The organism is Alsobacter sp. (assembly GCF_059501845.1).
Map to the genome: position 1 here is coordinate 92,983 of NZ_JCACDK010000014.1, position 18,863 is coordinate 111,845.

The window sequence follows — 18,863 nt, forward strand, 5'->3', positions numbered from 1 at the left end:
TGATCATGGGCGAAGCTCCGGATCAGCGTGCAGCACGGGCGAGGCGTTACCCCGTCGGAGCAGAATGCATGGAGGGCGGTGTCTCGTTCCGTGTCTGGGCCCCGGGCCACGAGACCGTGTCCGTCGCAATCGAAGGGGGGGCGACTGTCCGGATGGACCCCGACGGGCGCGGCTACTTCCATGCTTTCGTCGCTGGCATCGGCGCGGGCACGCTGTACCGTTTCGAGCTGTCGGGGCAGCAGCAGCCCCTGCCCGACCCTGCCTCACGGTTCCAGCCCGAAGGAGTCCACGGTCCGTCGGAGGTGGTTGATCATCGCACCTACGAATGGGCGGACACGGCCTGGCCCGGCATCCGCCTGGAAGGTCAGGTGCTTTACGAGTTTCACGTCGGCACCTTCACGCCGGAAGGCACCTGGGAGGCGGCCGCCCGCAAGCTGCCGCTGCTCAAGGAAATCGGCATCACGACGCTCGAGATGATGCCCGTCAACGAGTTCGCCGGACGGTTCGGCTGGGGATATGACGGCGTCGACCTGTTCGCGCCGACACGGCTCTACGGCAGGCCGGACGACCTGCGCCGGTTTGTCGACGAGGCGCATCGCCTCGGCCTGGGGGTCATCCTGGACGTCGTCTACAACCATTTCGGGCCGGCCGGGAACTACCTGAAGGCGTTCTCGGACGACTACTTCACCGACCGGCACGCCAATGAATGGGGCGAGGCGCTGAACTACGACGACGCCAACGCCCATGGGCTGCGCGACTTCGTCATCGCCAACGCCGCATACTGGATCGATGAATTCCACTTCGACGGGCTACGCCTCGACGCGACGCAGGCCATCGTCGACGACAGCCCGGTTCATGTCGCCGCCGAACTGACACGCGCTGCGCGGGACGCGGCGGGGACCCGCTCCATTGTCGTGGTCGGTGAGAACGAGCCCGAGAACAGCAATTTCCTGCGTCCGGTTGAACGGGGCGGCTGGGGGCTGGACGCCTTGTGGAACGATGATTTCCATCACTCCGCCATCGTGGCCGCGACCGGGCGTGCGGAAGCCTACTACAGCGACTATCGCGGCGAGCCGCAGGAGTTCATCTCCTCCGCGAAGCACGGATTCCTGTTCCAGGGCCAGGCCTACGCCCACCAGGGGCACCGCCGCGGATCACCGGGGCTCGACCTTGCTCCCGCTGCCTTCGTCACCTTTCTCGAGAACCACGATCAGGTCGCCAATACCGGGCGCGGCGAGCGCCTCTCCCGTCTTACGACGCCCGGCCGGCTGCGGGCTCTCACCACCTACCTGCTGCTCGCGCCGGGAACGCCGATGCTGTTCCAGGGCCAGGAATGGGGAGCCAGCGAGCCGTTCGTCTTCTTCGCCGATCACGAACCGGAACTCGCGGCGCTCGTGAAGAGTGGCCGCCACGCCTTCATGGGGCAGTTTGCGAGCCTCGCCGATCCCGCCATGCGCGATCAGCTCGACGTCCCGCACGAGGAAGCGAACTGGCGCAAATGCGTGCTGGATTGGGGGACGCGGGAGCGCAACGCGACAATGCTCGCCTTCCACCGCGACCTCCTGACCCTGCGGCGAGAGGATCCGGTTCTGTCCAGTCAACGCCGCGGCGGGATCGACGGGGCCGTCGTGGGACCGGAAGCCTTCGTGCTGCGCTGGTTCGGCGAGGCCGAGGGGGATGACCGGCTGCTGATCGTCAATTTCGGCCGCGACCTGCAGCGCGCGAGCATCGCCGACCCTTTGGTCGCGCCGCCCGCGGGTGCCGGCTGGCGGCTTGCCCTCTCCAGCGAGGATCCGGCCTATGGCGGAACAGGGACGCCGCCGATCGAAAGCTCGACGGGGTGGCGCCTGCCGGGCCACAGCGCAGTCCTGATGCGCGCGGAAGCGGTGACCGGCTGAGCGCCGGCTCGCCTTAGAAGATGCGGGCGGTGCTGCGCTGGCGTGGCTTGCGCGGCTGGCGCTTGAGGAGGCTCAGGCGCAGGACATCGACGGCGCCGGAGTTGGACGCCGTCCTCAGCGACACCTTGGGGAAACGCAGCGCGTCACCGTCCCGGTGCATCATCTTGAGCCTGATATGCCGCTGGGCGGCCTCGGCCATGCAGCGCTCGCCGTCAAGCGCCGTCACCCTGTCGACGTAACACACGACTTCGCCATCGGCCGAAACTGCCACCGCGTCCTGGGGACGCTCTTCCGTCGGCTCGAATACACGGACCTTCTCCAGCCCGATCGAATACGTTCTCAACGCAACACCTCCGTATCCATCGGCCCGACTTGACCCGGCCGAAGCCGGGTTGCGGACTCTCTGACCCGCCCGGCCGATTTTCCTCCGGTCGTTCAACGGGTTCAGGAGATATAGAGGCTTAACGGACACAGAGTCGAATCATAAAATTAACATCAATATTGTTAAGCATAAGGTCGCCCGGCCAGTGCTGTCAGAGACTTGCCGTCTGTCCGACAGCTATCGGACAGAACAACCGGGTTTACGGCGTCCGCTTTCGCACGCCAGCCTTGGGCTCCTTGGCCGGCAGCAACCGGGCCAGCAGGTCTGCAAGGCGGTCCGCCTGCTTCTCGGAAAGGTGCGCCGTCTGCCGGCCGAGCGAGGCGGAGTAGACCGGCCAGGCCTTCTCGCGCACGGCGCGACCTTCCTCGGTGATCTCGACGATCTGCCGCCTGCGGTCGGTCGGGTGTGCGACCCGGCGGACGAGGTTGCTCGCTTCGAGCCGGTCGAGCAGGCGTGAGAGGTTGTACTGCTCGATCACCAGCCGGCGCTCGATGGCCCCAGGCGCGGCTCGGCCGTCCGCGCGGCGGGAGAGGTCGAAAAGGATCTCACACCATGCGAGTTGCGGCAGCCCGGCCGCCTTCAGGTCGGCCTCGATCTGCCGGGCGACGTGCCGGCGCGCGCGCGCCAGGCGCGAGCCGATCCTCGCCGCGATCTGTGCCGGATCCGTCATGGCCCCAATCCTCCCCCTTTCATGCTGGCACGGCAGGGCCCCCGCTGCCAATTCGGGAGGCGCTCCCAGCGTTTGCAGGCCTGTGGGTGCCTGAAAAGCACGCTTCCGCCCGGGCCTCGTGGCTGCTTAACTCGGCCGCCGCCGTCGGGCGGGTCCGAGCAGGAGCACAAGTGAGCGCGATGCCGCAGAGTTTCCACGCCCCCGAAACGGTCGAGGACGCAATCGGTCGTCTCGCCGTCCCGGGGGCCGTGCCGCTGGCCGGTGCCACTTGGACGATGCGGGGCCCCCTGCGCGACGAAGCCCTGTCGGGCCCGTACGTCGCCGTCGGGCGCATTCCCGAGCTCCGGGCCATCGTGGTGGGCGACAGCGATATCACCATCGGCGCCTGCGCGACCCACGCCGACATCGCGGCGGCCCTGGCCGGCGTGCCGGAATGCCGGGGCCTCGTGCAGGCGGCGAAGGGTGCCGCCAACCCTGCGATCCGGCAGGTGGCGACGATCGGCGGCAATCTCTGTTGCGTGGCGTTCGCGGCGCAGGACTTCATTCCCGCTTTGCTGGCCCTGGACGCAGAAGTGGAGGTCCGCACTGCGGCGGGCTCCACGCGGATGCCACTCGACGCGTTCCTGGCGCGGCGCCCCGCCATGCCGCAGGGCTGGCTTCTGACGCGCATCGTCGTGAAGCGTCGTCCGCTGCGCGCCGCCCATGCCCGGCTGCCGTTGCGCAAGGCGGGCGATTACCCGGTCGCCATCGTCAGCGTGGCCGTTTCGCTGGACGACGGCGCGCATCTCGGCGACGTCCGCGTCGCCGTCGGGTCGGTCGAGCCGGTTGCGCGGCGCTGGACAGCCCTGGAGGCAGCGCTGGCTGGACGGCTCCTCGATCCCGATGGAGCCGCCGAGCTCGCCGCTGCCCATTCCGGTGTGTTCGAGGGCCGCGACTGGGTCGAGGCGCCGGGCTGGTACAGGGTGCAGGTACTGCCGGGACTCGTGCGCCGAGCTTTCGAGGATCTGCGGGAGGCCGGGCGCTGACATGACGCTGTCCCTCACCATCAACGGCGAGACGGTCACCACCGCCCGCGATCCGATGACGCCGCTCTCCACCGTGCTGCGCGAGGATCTGGCCCTGACCGGCGCCAAGCTCGTCTGCGGCGAAGGCTTCTGCGGCGCCTGTACCGTCCTTCTCGACGGCAGGCCGGTGATGTCCTGCCTGGTCCCGGCGGGGCTCGCGGCGGGATCCGCGATCGTCACCATCGAGGGAATCTCGGATGGCGGGCAGATGTCGCCAGTCCAGCGGGTGCTGGAGGAGCACGACGTGGTCCAGTGCGGCATGTGCTTCCCCGGCATGGTGATCACCCTCACCGCCTTTCTCGACTCCAACCCCGCGCCCAGCCGGGACGAGATGAAGGCGGCACTGGCCGGGAACATCTGCCGGTGCACCGGCTACGAGCGCATCATCGATGCAGCGATGACGCTGGCGCACAGCGCCCAGGTCTGAGGAGGCCGCCATGTCAGACGCTTCGACGGCCGTGATGGACTATCCTCGTCGCGATGCGGGCGACAAGCTGAAGGGACGCACCGCCTATACGGTCGACCGGGGCCGCCACGGCATGCTCCACGCCGCCGTGCTGCGCGCCACGGTCGCGTCGGCCCGCATCGTGCGGCTCGACGTATCGGCGGCGCGCGCCATGCCCGGCGTGAGGGCCATCGCGACCGGAGCCGACGCGCCGCACCTTCATGGCATCGGCATCGCCGACCATCCGCTTTTCGCCCTCGAAGTGATCCGCTTCCACGGCGAGCCACTGGCCGCCGTTGCCGCCGACACGCCTGAACAGGCGCAGGAAGCGCTCAAGGCCATCGTGGTGGAGACCGAGCCTCTCCCGGTCGTCGTGACCATGGAAGACGCGCTGGCGCCCGGCGCGCCGCTGGTGCACCCCGACTGGAAGACCTACGAGGTGATGGTGCCGGGAGCGAGCCGGGGCGGCAACGTCGCCTGGGAGGCCACCGTCGTGCGCGGCGATGCCGCGTCGGCCTTCGCGCGTGACGACGTCACCGTGGTCGAGAGCAGCTTCCGCATCGGGCGGCAGAACCACCTGTCCTTCGAACCACGCGCGGCGATCGCCTCGTGGGAGGACGGCCGCTTCCACATCGAGACCTCGACGCAGGTTCCCTGGACGATCCGCAACACCACCGCGCGCATCCTCGGCGTCCCCGCGTCCGATGTCCGGGTGACGGTTCCGGCCGTGGGCGGGGGCTTCGGCCTGAAGTTCGACACGGCCATCGAGCCCTTCGCGGCGATCCTCGCCCGCAAGGCGGGCCGGCCGGTGAAACTCGTCAATTCGCGCCGGGAGGAGATGCAGACCTGCCTCTGCCGCGAGAATGCCGAGATCCGCATGCGCTCCGCTGTCACGCGGGACGGCGAGATCGTCGGGCGCGAGGCCGTCGTGCTGATGGATTGCGGCGCCTATGGCGGCGAGCAGATCTTCCTCACCACCATGACCGCGCACACGCTGATGGGGAATTACCGCCTCGGCTCGGTGCGGCTGGTGACGCGGGCGGTCTATACCAACACGGCGCCGAACGGGGCCTTCCGCGCCTGCAACGGCACCTACAACACCTTCGCCCTGGAACGGCACACCGACGAGATCTGTGCCGCCATCGGCATGGATCCGCTGGAGTTCCGTCGCCGCAACGTGCTGGCCGATGGCGACCTCGGCGCCACCGGGCAGGTGTTCGAGGGCGACGTGCTTGGGCCGATGCTCGACGTCATGGCCGAAAAGCGGAAGACCCGGCCGGAGAAGCGCGCCGAGGCCGGGCGCAGGCTCTATGGCCGGGCGGCGACGGTGGGAACGTGGTTCGTCTTCGTCGGGCCTTCCGCAGCCACGGTGAACCTCAATGCCGATGGAAGCGCGACGGTGGTGACCTCGGGCGTCGAGATCGGTTCGGGGACGATGATGCAGGCCCTGCCGCAGATCGTCGCCGCCGAGCTCGGGCTGCGGCCGCAGGACATCATCGTCCGCGCTGCCGACACCGATGCCGCCGGCTACGACGTGGGCGTCGGCGGCGGACGCACGACGGTGTCGCTGGGCGCGGCGGGGCGAACCGCCGCCATCGAGCTGCGCGGCAAGCTCCTCGCCGTCGCCTCCGAAATGCTGCAGACGCCGCCGGAGCGGCTGGTGCTGCGGGAGGGCCGGGTCGAGATCGCGGGGGTGAAGGGCTCGGGCGTGACCGTCGCGGCTGCGGCCGCGCGGGCGCAGGCGAAGGTCGGTCCGCTCGCGGGCACCGGGTCGTTCACCGGGCCGGGCGTGGCGGCCCAACCGGGCTGCGCGCGCGGGCACTTCATCGAGGCGATCGATATCCCGATCTTCGCGGTCCACGACTGCGAGGTTGCGGTGGACCCGGAGACGGGGCACGTCGAGGTGCTCGGCTACACGGTCGTGCAGGATGTGGGCCTCGCGCTGAACCCGCGCGCCATCGCCAGCCAGATCCAGGGCGGCGTGGTCCAGGGCCTCGGTTATGCCCTGCACGAGGAAATCACCATCGACGGCGAGGGCCGGATCCGCCAGACGGGCCTGGAAACCTACCGCGTCCCACTGGCGCAGGACGTGGTGCCGGTCGAGATCCACCTGCACGAGGGCGCGCCCTCCATCGGCCCGCTTGGCACGAAGGGGGCCGGCGAGGTGCCCATCCTCAACGTCGCGGCGACTGTCGCCTGCGCGGTCGCCAACGCGACGGGCAAGCCGGTGGACCAGATCCCGCTGACCCCTCCCCGCGTCCTGGGGTACATGCTCGGCCGGGAGGAGCCGGTGTCGCTGCCGCATGTGTCGACGGACTGGAGCGCCAATCTCCTCGATCCCAAGGCGCTGGCTACACCGCCCCGCGCGCTGGACTGACAGGCGGGCTGTCGACATGTCCGAAGCTGCCGCGCGACTGTCCTTCCACGAGCAGGCCGAGGCCTGCCGCAAGCTCGGCTCGCCATTCACCGCACTCCTTTCGGAGGCGCTGGAGCGCGTGCTCGATCCCGCCACCCGCACCGGAGCCATGGTTCTGGCCTGGCCGGGCGACCCGTCCCCGCGCGGCGACGTGCTGGCCCTGAGGCTGGCAGGGGCGCTGCACGCGCTCGTGCTCTCCGGCGAGGCCCCGGCGCTTGCGAGCTTCTACCCACCGGCCCCATGTCCCGGCCTCGACGACCTCGCCGACGCATGTGCCGGGGCGATCCGTGCCCAAGACGCATTCGTCACGGAGTTCATCGGCAAGCCGCCCCAGACCAACGAGGTCGGCCGATCCGGCGTGCTCTACCCCGGTCTCGTCGTCGTCGCCCGTGAGACGGGCCTGCCGCTCGCACTCTACGAGATCGGCGCCAGCGCCGGGCTGAACCTGCTGGCGGACCGGTTCGGATACGATCTCGGCGGCACCTCGCGCGGTGCTGCGGGTTCACCGGTGCAGCTGCGCCCGGGCTGGGAAGGTGCGGGTCCGTCCGGTCCGGACCCCGCGATCAAGGCAAGGCATGGCTGCGATCTCAGCCCTGTCGATATCCGCGACGAGGGCGAGCGGCTGCGCCTGCGCTCCTACGTCTGGGCCGACCAGTCCGAAAGGCTGGCGAGGCTGGACGCAGCCATCGCTCTCGCTCTGCCGGACCCGCCTGCCCTGGATGCCAGGGATGCGGCTGACTGGGTGGAAGCCGTCTTCTCGGATACCGCCGAGGACGGGATGGCGCGAGTGCTGATGCATTCGATCGCCTTCCAGTACATGCCGGCGGCATGCCAGGAGCGGATCACGGCGGCGATGCGGGCGGCAGGAGCCCGCGCCACGTCGCGCACACCGCTCGCCTGGCTCTCCTTCGAGCAGGGTGGCGGGAGCGCCGAGCTGGTCCTGACATTGTGGCCCGGGGGTGAGCCCCGCCGGCTGGCGCTTGCCGACCCGCATGTCAGGCAAGTGCGATGGCTGGCGGGGTGACGACATGCCGGAACCGCTGTCGATCGGCGGCAGCATGCGGATGGCCATGCTAAACAGCCGCGGCGGCGCCTCGCCGCCCAGCCCGCACAGGAGCTTCCCGTGACCGACGACGTCCTGATCGGCCTCGACTACGGCACGGAATCGGCGCGCGGCGTGCTCGTGAACGTCCGCACGGGCGCGGTCGAGAACACGGCAACCCACGCCTACCGTCATGGCGTGATGGCCGATGCGCTGCCAGGCGGCCCTGCCCTTCCCGCCTTCTGGGCGCTCCAGGACGCAGACGACTATCTCGAGGCGGCGCGTGCGATCCTCGGCGCTCTCGGGCGAGGCCGGACGGTGCGCGGCATCGGCATCGGCTTCACGGCCTCCTCGCCGCTGCCCGTGCTGGCCGACGGGACGCCCCTGTCGCGGCTCCACCGCGGCGAGCCGCACGCCTATGTGAAGCTGTGGAAACACGGGGCGGCACAGCCATGGGCCGACCGCATCACGGAACGCGGGGGCGACTTCCTCGCCAATGTCGGTGGCAGGCTGTCGGCCAACAGCCTTCTCGCCCGCGCGGCCGAACTGGAAGAGGAGGCGCCGGACCTCTGGCGCGAGGCGGCTCGCTTCATCGAGGCGGCCGACTGGCTGGTCTGGCAGCTGACCGGCCGGGAGGCGCGCAGCGGCGCGCTGGCCGCCTACAAGGCCTGCTACCGTCCGGGCGTCGGTTACCCCGCCGGAGTCGTTGCGGGCCTCGATGCCAAGATGCTCGAACCCATCCGCGTCGGCAGCGCCGCCGGGCGCCTCACCGAGGCGTGGCGGGAGGAAATGGGGATAGGCGGTGAGGCCGTGGTGGCCGTTCCCGTCATCGACTCGCACATGGTGATGCCCGGTGCGGGCGCCGTGGAGCCCGGCACCCTTCTGGGCGCGCTCGGGACATCGGCGGTGTTCCTGCTGCTGGACGACACGGAGCGGTCCCTCCCGGCAGGGATTGAGGGCGTGGCGCGCGACGGGGTCATCCCCGGCTACTGGTGCTACGAGGCCGGACAGGCAGGCTTCGGCGACATCCTCGCCTGGTTTGCCCGCACCTTTCCGCGTGGCGAGACGCTGGCCGCGAGCCTCGCGGCCTATAACGACGCCGCAGCCCGGCTCCGGCCCGGCGAGGGGCGCGTGGTCGCCCTCGACTGGTTGAACGGCAACCGCGTCCCGCATGGCGATGCGCTGCTGACCGGGCTGTTCGCCGGGATGACGGGGTCGACTACGGCAGCCCAGATGTACCGGGCGCTGATGGAGGCGCTGTGCTTCGGTGCCCGGTCCATCGCCGACCACCTGCTCGCCGGCGGCGCGCCCGTGGATCGCGTGGTGCTGACGAGCGGCCTTTCCCTCGCCAATCCCTTCCTGGTGCAGATGATGGCCGACGTGCTCGGCCGCGAGGTGACCGTGCCGCAGGAAGAGCAGCTCACGGCCGTCGGCGGCGCCATCCACGCAGCGGTCGCCTCGGGTGTGGCCGCGGACTACTCGGAGGGCGCACGCCGCTTCGGCGCACGCACCTTCCGCACCTATAGCCCCGACGCAACGCACCGCCGGGCCTATGACGCGCTTTACGGCACGTATCGGGAGCTTGCCGGAGATCCGACGCTCCGGTCGGCCATGCACCGGCTCGCGAGCCTCTCGCCCTGAGCTGGCAGGCTTTCCTCAGGCACCGACGGTCTCGCCGTCCTTCTCCGGCATGCCCAGCAGGTCGGAAATCCATCGGCTGGAGTCGTGCTGCGCGCAAAAGGTGAGGAGCGCGATCGTCACGGGCACGCCGATAAAGGCGCCGAAGACTCCCCAGAGGTAGGTCCAGAAGAACACCGCGAACAGCACGACGGTCGGTGCGATGGCCAGGGCGTTGCCGGACACGCGGGGCTCGATGTAGCTGCCCACGACGAACTGTATGGCGTTCAGGCAAAGGAAGACCGCCAGGGCCGCCTGCCACGTGTCGAACTGCGCGATGGCGAAGAGCGTGGGGAACACGGTCGCGATCAGCGGGCCGAGGAACGGGATGTAGTTGAGCGCGAAGGCGATCACGCCCCATTCGGCCGCGAACTGCAGCCCCGCGGCCCACGCGAACAGCCAGACCAGCAGGCCGGTCAGAACGCTCATCTGGGTGCGCACCAGCATGTAGCGGCGGATCTTGGCCGCGGTCAGCACCGTTCCGTCATAGAGGACGCGACCGAACTCCCGGCTGCGCAGCGTCTTCACCTTGCGGGCGAAGTCCTCGACTTCCATGAGACCCAGCAAGACATAGACGAGCACGACCAGCCAGAAGCTCATGGTCGCGTTGACCCGCCCGGTAACGCCCTGGAGCGTCCGCAGCATCCACCCGACGTTGAAGTGCTCGGACCACACCCCGGCGACCGCGATGCCGTGGCCTTCCAGCCAGCCCACAACCTGGTCGTAGATCGCCTGCATCCGCCCGGCATCGCTGATTAGCCAGCGCCCGACCCGGCCGAAACCCCAGGCGATGAGAGAGCCGAAGGCGATGGCGACGACGATCAGCACAACCATGCTGACCGCGAGTGCCAGCATCCTGGGCATCACCGCCTGCAGGCCCCGCTGCAGCGGCCAGGCGAGCGCGAGGATGAAGAGGGCCAGTGCCACCGGGGCGAAGACGCTGCTGGCGACCGATACCGCAGCGAAACTCAGGATGGCAGCGACCACGCAGACGGCAGTGCGGACGACCAGGTCTGGCGATGAGGCGGGCGGCATCGGCTCTCCCGGGGAAACGCGACGCGATCCCCGGCCCGGTCAGCCCGGGAAATCGAGGCAGCACAAGCCATGGTTGTAAAGCGCGCAGTCGAAGCTGGAAACCTGTCCGCTGCGCCTGTCCGCCACGAAAGCGCAGTCAGTACCAGGCGTCCGGCGCCTCGCCCTTCCTGCGGGCGATGAAGTCCTGCAGCGCCTCGTCGATGGCCTCGTCCAGCGGGGGCGGCTGGTAGCTCGCGAGGCGCTTCTTCCAGAGGCGGTTGGCCCGCTTCGCCGCGTCTTCCGAGCCCGCGGCCTCCCACTTCTCGAAGGGTTCGTTGTCAGCCGTCTCGCTGTCCCAGAAGGCCGTCTGGTAGTTGGCCATGGTGTGGCTGCAGCCGAAGAAGTGATTGCCCGGCCCGACCTCGGCGAAGGCGTCCACGGCGAGCTGGTTGTCGTCGATCTTCACCCCGTCGAGATAGGTGTGCAGCGCGCCACAGAGATCCGTGTCGAGGACGAACTTCTCGTAGGACATCGAGAGCAGGCCATCGAGAAAACCAGCGGAATGCAGGATGAAGTTTGCCCCGCACTGCACGGCGGCCAGCATGGACATCGTCCCCTCGGTCATGGCGTGGGCGTCGGGCAGCTTGGACGTCGTGAAGTTGCCGGAGCAGCGCAGCGGCAACTTCAGCCGGCGGGCGAGCTGGCCGACCACCATGGACCCGATGGCCGGCTCCGGCGTCCCGAAGGTCGGCGAGCCCGAGCGCAGCGACATCGACGAGAGGAAGTTGCCGAAGATGACCGGTGCGCCCGGTCTCTCCAGCTGTGTCAGGGCGCAGCCGGCCATGGTCTCGGCCAGGGACTGGGCGATCGCCCCGGCATTCGTCACCGGCCCCATGGCGCCGCCCAGGATGAACGGCACGACCACGCCCGCCTGGTTGGCGCGGGCATAGGCCCGCAAGGCCTTCGTCATCGTGCCGTCCCAGACGAGGGGCGAGTTGACGTTGACGTTGCCGAGGATGACGCAGTTGCGGTCGGTGAACTCGTCGCCGAAGACGATGCGCGCCATGGCGATGGAATCCTCTGCCCGGCTTTCGGCCGTGACCGAGCCCATGAACCCGCGGTCGGAATAGCGGATGTGGCTGTAGACCATGTCGAGGTGCCGCTTGTTCACCGGCAGGTCGACGGGTTCGCAGATCGTCCCGCCGGAATGGTGCAGCCAGGGCGAGGACTGGGCGAGCTTGATGAAGTTCTGGAAGTCGTCGATCGTGCCGTAGCGACGTCCCCTGTCGAGGTCCATGACGAAGGGCGAGCCGTAGGCGGGCGAGAACACGACGCTGCCGCCGCCGATCTGGACGGACCTCGCCGGGTTGCGGGCGTGCTGGGTGAACTCGGCGGGAGCCGTCTCCAGGATCTCGCGCAGCATGCCGGGCTCGAAGCGGACCCTCAGGCCGTCGACCGCCGCACCGGCCCGCCGCCAGTGCTCGATCGCGATAGGGTCATCGCGGAACTCGATGCCGGTTTCCGCCAGGATCCGGTCCGCTGCCGTCTCGATCCTGATCAGGTTTTCCTCGGACAGGATGTCGTAGGGCGGGATGTTGCGAACGATGTACGGGCGCCCGATCGCGCTCGCGTGCTGGCTGCGGGCCTCACGCTGGGCCGCGCGGCCGCCCCGCTCGCGCCTGCGCCCGGCCGGCTCCCTGACGTGCTCTTCCGCGCTCATGTCCGACCCTCCCGACGGCGTACGCGTCACCTTAGCGCCGGCACGCGAGGCAGCGGGTCGAAAAACGCCCTTTGCTTGCCTGCCTCGTCACTCCCCTCCCCGGCTTCTCCCCGCGAGCGCCTTGCGCGTGGGCCCGGCGGCGCCCGAAGCAAGCTGATCGCGGAGGAGAACAGCCAGGGGCGGCCCCGGCTTCGCGATCGGCGTCTTGATCACGATGTAGCTGAAGTACTTCGCGATCCCGATGTTGCGGGCCAGCAGCCCTTCGGTGCAGGCTTGGTAGTGCGCGATGCTGCGCGTCATGAAGCGGAGCAGGTAGTCGTAGCCGCCGCTGATTAGGTGGCACTCTGTGATCTCCTGGACATCACGGATGCTGGATTCGAATTTCACGAAATCGTCCAGCCGGTGATCCACCAGAGTCACCTCGGTGAACACCGTCACGGCGTCCATCAAGCGGGCAAGGTCGATGCGGGCATTGTATCCCGCGATATATCCCGCCTGTTCCAGCCGCTTGACCCGCTGCAGGCAGGGACTGGGGGACAGGCCCACTCTCTCGGAAAGCTGCAGGTTGGTGAGCGACCCGTCCTGGCTGAGATGGACCAGGATGTTGAGATCGATCCGGTCCAGCCTCGGCAACCCCGCCATGGCCTTCCAACCCCTGCAGCATGACGTGCTGCGAACGCAGCATGGGATGCCGTAGCGCGGCGCAAACTCGGCTGCAAGTGCGCGAAGCGTCAGCGTGCTTCGGCATCCGATTCTGTCGGCAACAGGCACACTGCCCGGCAGGGAGGGACAGCCGGAGAACCGGCGCCTTCCGGAGGAGACGACCATGCGCCTGACCGACTTCAACACCCTCACCTTCGATTGCTACGGCACTCTCATCGACTGGGAGTCGGGAATGGTGGAGGCGCTGAAGCCTCTGACGGGCCGGGTCGGTCGCCCGCTGTCGCGCGACGAGATCCTGCAGGCCCATGCTCGTCACGAGTCGAGCCAGCAGCTCTACACGCCCGCCAAGCGCTACCAGGACCTGCTCGCGGTGGTCTACAAGCGCCTGGCCGAAGAGTGGGGCGTTGCGGCCTCGCACGAGGAGTGCGCAGCCTATGGCCGCTCGATCGGCGACTGGCCGGCCTTCGCCGACTCCGCCGGCGCGCTGCAATACCTGAAGAAATACTACAAGCTCGTCATCCTCTCCAACGTCGACAACGAGTCCTTCAGCCACAGCAACAAGAAGCTGCAGGTCGAGTTCGACGCCATCTACACTGCCGAGGACATTGGCTCCTACAAGCCGAGCCCCCGCAACTTCGAATACATGCTGGAGAAGATCGGCGGGCTGGGCGTTTCGCGGGAGAAGATCCTGCACACGGCCGAGAGCCTGTTCCACGACCACAGGCCCGCAAACGAGCATGGCCTCGCCAATTGCTGGATCTTCCGCCGCTACGCACAGGAGGGCTTCGGCGCGACGATGAACCCCGGCACCATGCCGACCTTCGACTTCCGCTTCGACAGCATGGCCGACCTTGTGAAGGCTCACCAGGAGGACCTCGCCCGCGGCTGAGCAGGCGTGGCGGGTGCCTCGCTGGCGCGACTGACAAGCTGTCCAGGCGCTTATTTCGTAGGGGGCCGCACAGGACACCCCCGCAGGGCGTGAAGCATGTTAAGCTTCAGTCTTGCGGAGACGATCCCGATGCTGGCCAAGCCCGAGCCTGCCTGCCTCCTGATCGGCGACATTTCCGGCTACACGGGATTTCTGGCGGCCGTCGAACTGGACCACGCCCAGGACATCATCTCCGACCTGATGGCCACTGTCGTGAAGGCAGTCCGGCCGCCATTCAAGATCGCCAAGTTCGAGGGTGACGCGGTCTTCGTCCACGCGCCGCTGGACAGGATTGACGGCTCGCAGTTGCAGGACGTCGTTGAGGCCGCCTACTTCGCCTTCCGGCGCCGCCTGCGCACGGTGCGGCAGGCGACCACCTGCACCTGCGAGGCCTGCCGCCGCATGCAGGATCTGGATCTGAAGTTCGTCTGCCATTGCGGCGAGCTGGTCAGGCACAGGATGGGCGGTCGCGAGGAGCTCGCAGGCCGTGACGTCATCGTCGTCCACCGGTTGCTGAAGAACGGCGCCTCGGCCCTCGTGGGCGGCCATCCCTACGCGCTGTACTCGCAGGCCTGCATCGATGCGATGGGTATCAACCCGGGGTCGCAGGGGCTGATCGAGGACAGCGAGGACATCGACATCATCGGACCCATGACGTGCTGGGTGCGCGATCTCGAACTGGCCTGGACAGCCGAAAACGGCAGGCGCAGCCAGGAGGTGTCGCGCGAGGCCTCGGCCTACATCCTCGCGTTTGACTTTGCTGCACCGCGCAACGTTGTGTGGGACCATTTCCTCATGCCAGGCCTTCGCCCCACGTGGCGGGCGGCGGACGAGGTCCGCGAAACTGTCACGGCCGGGCGAAGGGGAGCGGGCACGACGAACCACTGCATGCACGGCGAGCGCGCGATCATCGAAGAGGTCGTCGAGTGGCGGCCGTTCGAGTCCGCGACGTTCACGACCCTCCTGCCTGCCCCACAGGCTCCGAAAATCCCCATGTCCTATGCCTTCAGTGACCTCGACGGCGGCGGAACACGAGTGGAAATCCGGGTCGCGAAACCAAAGCCCAAGGACCGCGACTTCGTCGACCACGCGGCGGCGCATTTCACGCAGACGATCACGCGCGAGGTCGCGGTGCTGAAGGGCATGATCGAGAGTGCGGCCGATGCGGCCTCAGACGAGCCGCCGATCCCGGCTGCCCGCGTGCGCAGCGAGGGGCCGCCCGCTGAGGGCTGACGGCGGGCGGGAACTCAGTGCCCGGGTGATGCGCCGTCCCCGAGCGTCGACCTGATCGCCTTTGCCAGTCGCCGGGTGCCCTCATGCAGGCGATCGGCGGGGTTGAGCGTGAAGTTGATCCGGATGGAGCGGCGATCCGTTCCGGCCGGGTCGAATACGCTGCTGGGGGTGATGCAGACACCGTGCGACAGCGCCTGCCGCAGCAGGCGGTCGGTGTCGAGACGCTCGTCCCGCGCTGTTGCCCAGACGAACATGCCGCCGGACGGAACATCCCACTCGAGAAGGTTCGAAAGGTGCTGCTGCATGGCGTCCAGCAGTGCATCCCGCCGCTCGCGATAGACCGAGAGGATCTGCGGCAGCACCCTGTCCGTCAGTCCCTCCTCGAACGCCCGCACCAGCATCATCTGGCACAGGCCGCTCGTGCACATGTCCGAGCCCTGCTTGGCCGTCGTCAGGGCGCGGATCATCTCCGGCGCGGCGATGACCCAGCCGAGCCGGAAGCCGGGCGCGAGTTCCTTCGACAAGGTGCCGAGATAGACCACGGGGCCGTCATAAGGCCCGCTGTGCCCCGCGCCGGACAACTCCAGCATCCGCGGCAACGGCGCCGTGTCGAAGTAGAGCGTCCCGTAGGGATCGTCCTCGACGAGCCAGGTTCCGGAGGTCTCGGCGGCATCGATAAGGGCGCGCCGCTCCGCCAGGCCGACCAGCCGCCCCGTCGGGTTGGAGAAGTTGGGGACGGTGTAGGCGAACTGCGCGCCCGCGAACGCGGCACCGAGGTCCAGGTCGTTGCTGCCGAACCGCATCGGCCGGTAGGTCGGGCGGCGCGGACGCCAGGCATCCAGCGCTCCCAGATACGCCGGCGACTGTGCCGCGATGACGCCGCCCTCTTCCAGCAGGGCCTTGCCGAGAAGGTCCAGGGCCTGCATGCCGCCCGTCGTCACCAGCACGTTCTCGCGCGTGAGAACGAGCCCGTTGGTGCTGAAGCGCCGGGCGATCGCGTCCCGCAAGGCGGGGAGTCCCTCGATCGGGCTGTAGGCGAGCGCGGCGTGGGGATCCCTGCGGATGACGTCCGCCGCGAGATGGGCGAGGTCCTCGACCGGCCACGTGGATGGCTCAGGGAGGCCGCCGGCCATGTTGATCAGGTCCGGGATCTGTCCCGCCGACAGGAAGGTCTGCGTGACGTCGTTGGTGTCGTCGAGCCACGAAGCGAAGGCGGGTCGTGCCATCGTACGAATCTCCCCAGGCCAAAATCGTATGCGTCACCGCCAGCCTATTCATGAGCCCTATCGCGGTCAGGCGCGAGTCCGCCTGTTGCGCCGGTTCGGCCGGTCGGCAGCACGGTCGATCGGGGGGTCTTCCGCGTTGCACCGGAATGCGGACCCGGTTCGGGCTCTGGCGCACTCGCCGGATCTCCGGCAGCTTCCCCCGCAGGCCGATCGCGGCCGTCCTGACGGACAGGTCGACAAGATATGAACACGAGCGGGTCGATGGTGAAATTGGTGCGCTGGGCGATCGCGGTCGTGGCGGCGATCGCGATCGGCTTCGCCGTGGCGAACCTCCGCGAATGGATCAGCGGCCTCGCCGTCGAGACGACAGATGCGGACGGCACCCCGATGACGGTGTTCCGCCTGCCGTCGGCTCCGCCAGGGCCGGTGGTGGTCGTCGCCCACGGCTTCGCCGGCTCGCAGCAGTTGATGCGCCCCTTTGCGGTTGCGCTGGCCAGGAACGGCTATGTGGCCGTGACCTTCGACTTCGCGGGCCACGGCCGCAACCCCAAGCCGCTGACCGGAAACATCACCCAGGCGGACGGCGCGACGCGAACCCTGGTCGACGAGACGGGCCGCGTCGCCGCAAAGGCGCGCGGACTGGGCGACGGACGCCTCGCGGTCCTCGGCCACTCCATGGCCACCGACATCATCATCCGCTTCGCCCAGAGCGCGCCTGATGTCGCTGCCACCGTGGCGGTGTCGATGTTCTCGCCCGCCGTCAACGCGACCTCGCCCAGGAACCTGCTCGTCATCGTCGGCGAATGGGAGGGCGGCCTCAAGCGGGAGGCGCTGCGGGTTGCCGGCCTGACGTCTGCACCAGCTCCCGCAGAACCCGGCATCACCTATGGCGACATGGCTGCAGGTACGGCCCGCCGTGTCGCGATCAGTCCGGGAACCGAGCATGTCAGCGTGCTCTACAGCACGACCAGCCTGCGCGAGGCGGTGGAGTGGCTCGACGCAGCGTTCGGCCGGACCGGACATGGTTTGTCAGCCATCGAGAGCCCCGGTCCCTCGATCCTGCTCCTCCTTGCAGGGGTCGTGATCCTTGCCTACCCGCTGTCGCGCCTGCTCCCTGTCGCAACGCGGAGGCCGGCGGGCGCTGGCCTGCCCTGGCGCCGCATCTGGCTGCCCATGCTGCTGCCCGCGTTGGCCACGCCGCTACTGCTCAGAGTCGTGCCGACACATTTCCTGCCGGTGCTGGTCGGCGACTACCTGGCGGTCCACTTCGCGGCCTATGGCCTGATCGCCTTCGCATGCCTGGCCTGGGTGGGAGCCCCGCGGCCAGGCTGGCGCGCCCTCGCCAACGGCAAGCTGCTGGCGGGCGCAGCGGCGATGGTCGCCTACTTCCTGGCCGCGTTCGTCTGGCCCATCGACACCTACATGACCTCGTTCGTGCCGGGTGGTCCCCGGCTGGCTCTCGTTCTCGCCATGCTGGCGGGCACTTTGCTCTACTTCCTGAGCGACGAGTGGCTCACCAGAGGCCAAGGGGCCGCGCGGTGGGCCTTCGCGGTGTCGAAGCTCGCCTTCATAGCGTCCCTGGGAATTGCCTTGGGCCTCGACTTCGGAAGGCTGTTCTTCCTGCTCATCATCGTGCCCGTGATCATCCTGTTTTTTCTCGTCTTTGGACTGTTCAGCACCTGGGCCTACAGGAGGACGGGCCACCCCTTCGTCGGCGGGATTGCCAATGCGGTGGCGTTCGCCTGGTCGATAGCGGTCACGTTCCCGCTTCTGGCGGGGTGAAGCGGCTGCCCCGGCGGATGCCTCGTCTCTTGCACCGGAAGGAGCCTGCCGGGACGTCACGCCTCGCCCAGCCTTGACCGCAACGTTGCGTTTTCTTCGGCCAGGCGGTCACGCTCGGCCTCGAGCCGCGCGAGTGCGGTAGCGGCCAGCGTGGCGTCGACCTTCCGCGGGATGTGCTGGGGACAGTTGATGTCCCAGGCGTCCACCGTGAACAGGACGGCCTGTTCGGGTCGGGCCTCGTAATCCACCGGCATCAGGCGCGCAATCAGTTCGGGATCCTGGACGACCCTGGCCGTTCCCCAGATCTTCACCCGGCGGCGATGCGCGTAATCGATCAGGAACAGGAACGCCCGGTCGTTGTCGGCGAGATTGCCCGTGGTTACGTACTGGCGATTGCCCGAGAAGTCGGCAAAGCCGATCGTGTGCTCGTCGACCACGCGGATGAACCCCGGCGGGCCGCCCCGGTGCTGTGCATAGGGCTGGCCCTGCGCATTTGCGGTGGCCAGAAAAGCCGTGTCGACCTCGCCCAGGAAGGCCACGAGATCCGGCGTGATCTGAGTCCTGAATCCGCCACGCGCTTCCATGCGGGCATAGGCGGAGCGTGAGCCTCGCTCCTGCTGGATCGCCTTGACCCGCGGGGTGAAGGCGACGTCGCTCGAGGGATGGACTGACATGACGCGGCTCCGGGGTTGGGGTTTCTCTG

16 protein-coding genes are annotated in these 18,863 nt (G+C 68.6%); 9 read left to right on the forward strand and 7 right to left on the reverse strand.

Going from position 1 to position 18,863, the window contains the following annotated elements; genetic code table 11:
* The first annotated feature begins 68 nt into the window (after nucleotides 1-68).
* Entirely contained in the window at nucleotides 69-1,898 is a 1,830-nt protein-coding gene (treZ, locus tag AC5JCN_RS11435; RefSeq protein WP_495755187.1) for a malto-oligosyltrehalose trehalohydrolase, read from the forward strand.
* Nucleotides 1,899-1,911: 13 nt separating this feature from the next.
* Here the strand turns inward: treZ and AC5JCN_RS11440 are convergent, their stop codons facing one another.
* Both AC5JCN_RS11440 and AC5JCN_RS11445 read right to left on the reverse strand, forming a co-directional pair.
* Nucleotides 1,912-2,241: a hypothetical protein gene (locus tag AC5JCN_RS11440; protein WP_495755188.1), complete on the reverse strand. Its 330-nt coding sequence runs from the start codon at nucleotides 2,239-2,241 to the stop codon at nucleotides 1,912-1,914.
* 238 nt (nucleotides 2,242-2,479) lie between these two features.
* Nucleotides 2,480-2,950 (reverse strand): MarR family winged helix-turn-helix transcriptional regulator, encoded by a 471-nt coding sequence (locus AC5JCN_RS11445; protein WP_495755189.1) that lies wholly within the window; start codon nucleotides 2,948-2,950, stop codon nucleotides 2,480-2,482.
* Nucleotides 2,951-3,129: 179 nt separating this feature from the next.
* Between AC5JCN_RS11445 and AC5JCN_RS11450 the strand changes: the two genes are divergently transcribed.
* From AC5JCN_RS11450 to AC5JCN_RS11470, 5 genes are all read left to right on the forward strand, one after another.
* Nucleotides 3,130-3,975 (forward strand): FAD binding domain-containing protein, encoded by an 846-nt coding sequence (locus AC5JCN_RS11450; protein WP_495755504.1) that lies wholly within the window; start codon nucleotides 3,130-3,132, stop codon nucleotides 3,973-3,975.
* A 1-nt stretch (nucleotide 3,976) separates the two neighbouring features.
* The gene (locus tag AC5JCN_RS11455; protein ID WP_495755190.1) at nucleotides 3,977-4,441 is read left to right on the forward strand and encodes a (2Fe-2S)-binding protein; all 465 of its coding nucleotides are present in this window, start codon (nucleotides 3,977-3,979) and stop codon (nucleotides 4,439-4,441) included.
* A gap of 10 nt (nucleotides 4,442-4,451) precedes the next feature.
* Complete coding sequence (locus AC5JCN_RS11460; protein ID WP_495755191.1) at nucleotides 4,452-6,836, forward strand: xanthine dehydrogenase family protein molybdopterin-binding subunit; 2,385 nt, start codon at nucleotides 4,452-4,454, stop codon at nucleotides 6,834-6,836.
* A gap of 16 nt (nucleotides 6,837-6,852) precedes the next feature.
* The gene (locus tag AC5JCN_RS11465) at nucleotides 6,853-7,899 is read left to right on the forward strand and encodes a DUF2332 domain-containing protein (protein WP_495755192.1); all 1,047 of its coding nucleotides are present in this window, start codon (nucleotides 6,853-6,855) and stop codon (nucleotides 7,897-7,899) included.
* Nucleotides 7,900-7,998: 99 nt separating this feature from the next.
* Nucleotides 7,999-9,558 (forward strand): FGGY-family carbohydrate kinase, encoded by a 1,560-nt coding sequence (locus AC5JCN_RS11470; RefSeq protein WP_495755193.1) that lies wholly within the window; start codon nucleotides 7,999-8,001, stop codon nucleotides 9,556-9,558.
* Between the two features lie 15 nt (nucleotides 9,559-9,573).
* On the opposite strand, the gene AC5JCN_RS11475 is transcribed toward AC5JCN_RS11470, so the two are convergent.
* The 3 genes from AC5JCN_RS11475 to AC5JCN_RS11485 all read right to left on the reverse strand — a co-directional run bounded on the left by AC5JCN_RS11475 (nucleotide 9,574) and on the right by AC5JCN_RS11485 (nucleotide 12,970).
* Nucleotides 9,574-10,629 carry an AI-2E family transporter gene (locus tag AC5JCN_RS11475; RefSeq protein ID WP_495755194.1) on the reverse strand — a complete coding sequence of 352 codons (1,056 nt, stop codon included), beginning with the start codon at nucleotides 10,627-10,629 and terminating at the stop codon, nucleotides 9,574-9,576.
* Nucleotides 10,630-10,765: 136 nt separating this feature from the next.
* The gene (locus AC5JCN_RS11480) at nucleotides 10,766-12,328 is read right to left on the reverse strand and encodes a trimethylamine methyltransferase family protein (protein WP_495755195.1); all 1,563 of its coding nucleotides are present in this window, start codon (nucleotides 12,326-12,328) and stop codon (nucleotides 10,766-10,768) included.
* An 87-nt stretch (nucleotides 12,329-12,415) separates the two neighbouring features.
* On the reverse strand, nucleotides 12,416-12,970 hold the full coding sequence (locus tag AC5JCN_RS11485; protein ID WP_495755196.1) for an Lrp/AsnC family transcriptional regulator: 555 nt from the start codon (nucleotides 12,968-12,970) through the stop codon (nucleotides 12,416-12,418).
* A gap of 184 nt (nucleotides 12,971-13,154) precedes the next feature.
* Between AC5JCN_RS11485 and AC5JCN_RS11490 the strand changes: the two genes are divergently transcribed.
* Nucleotides 13,155-13,880 (forward strand): haloacid dehalogenase type II, encoded by a 726-nt coding sequence (locus tag AC5JCN_RS11490; protein ID WP_495755197.1) that lies wholly within the window; start codon nucleotides 13,155-13,157, stop codon nucleotides 13,878-13,880.
* 129 nt (nucleotides 13,881-14,009) lie between these two features.
* On the forward strand, nucleotides 14,010-15,152 hold the full coding sequence (locus tag AC5JCN_RS11495) for a DUF2652 domain-containing protein (RefSeq protein ID WP_495755198.1): 1,143 nt from the start codon (nucleotides 14,010-14,012) through the stop codon (nucleotides 15,150-15,152).
* A 14-nt stretch (nucleotides 15,153-15,166) separates the two neighbouring features.
* Here AC5JCN_RS11495 and AC5JCN_RS11500 read toward each other — a convergent pair whose 3' ends face one another.
* Nucleotides 15,167-16,378 carry an aminotransferase-like domain-containing protein gene (locus AC5JCN_RS11500; protein ID WP_495755199.1) on the reverse strand — a complete coding sequence of 404 codons (1,212 nt, stop codon included), beginning with the start codon at nucleotides 16,376-16,378 and terminating at the stop codon, nucleotides 15,167-15,169.
* 261 nt (nucleotides 16,379-16,639) lie between these two features.
* On the opposite strand from AC5JCN_RS11500, the gene AC5JCN_RS11505 reads away from it, so the two are divergent.
* Nucleotides 16,640-18,160: an alpha/beta hydrolase gene (locus tag AC5JCN_RS11505; protein WP_495755200.1), complete on the forward strand. Its 1,521-nt coding sequence runs from the start codon at nucleotides 16,640-16,642 to the stop codon at nucleotides 18,158-18,160.
* Between the two features lie 56 nt (nucleotides 18,161-18,216).
* On the opposite strand, the gene AC5JCN_RS11510 is transcribed toward AC5JCN_RS11505, so the two are convergent.
* Complete coding sequence (locus tag AC5JCN_RS11510; RefSeq protein ID WP_495755201.1) at nucleotides 18,217-18,834, reverse strand: pyridoxamine 5'-phosphate oxidase family protein; 618 nt, start codon at nucleotides 18,832-18,834, stop codon at nucleotides 18,217-18,219.
* Nucleotides 18,835-18,863: the final 29 nt, after the last annotated feature.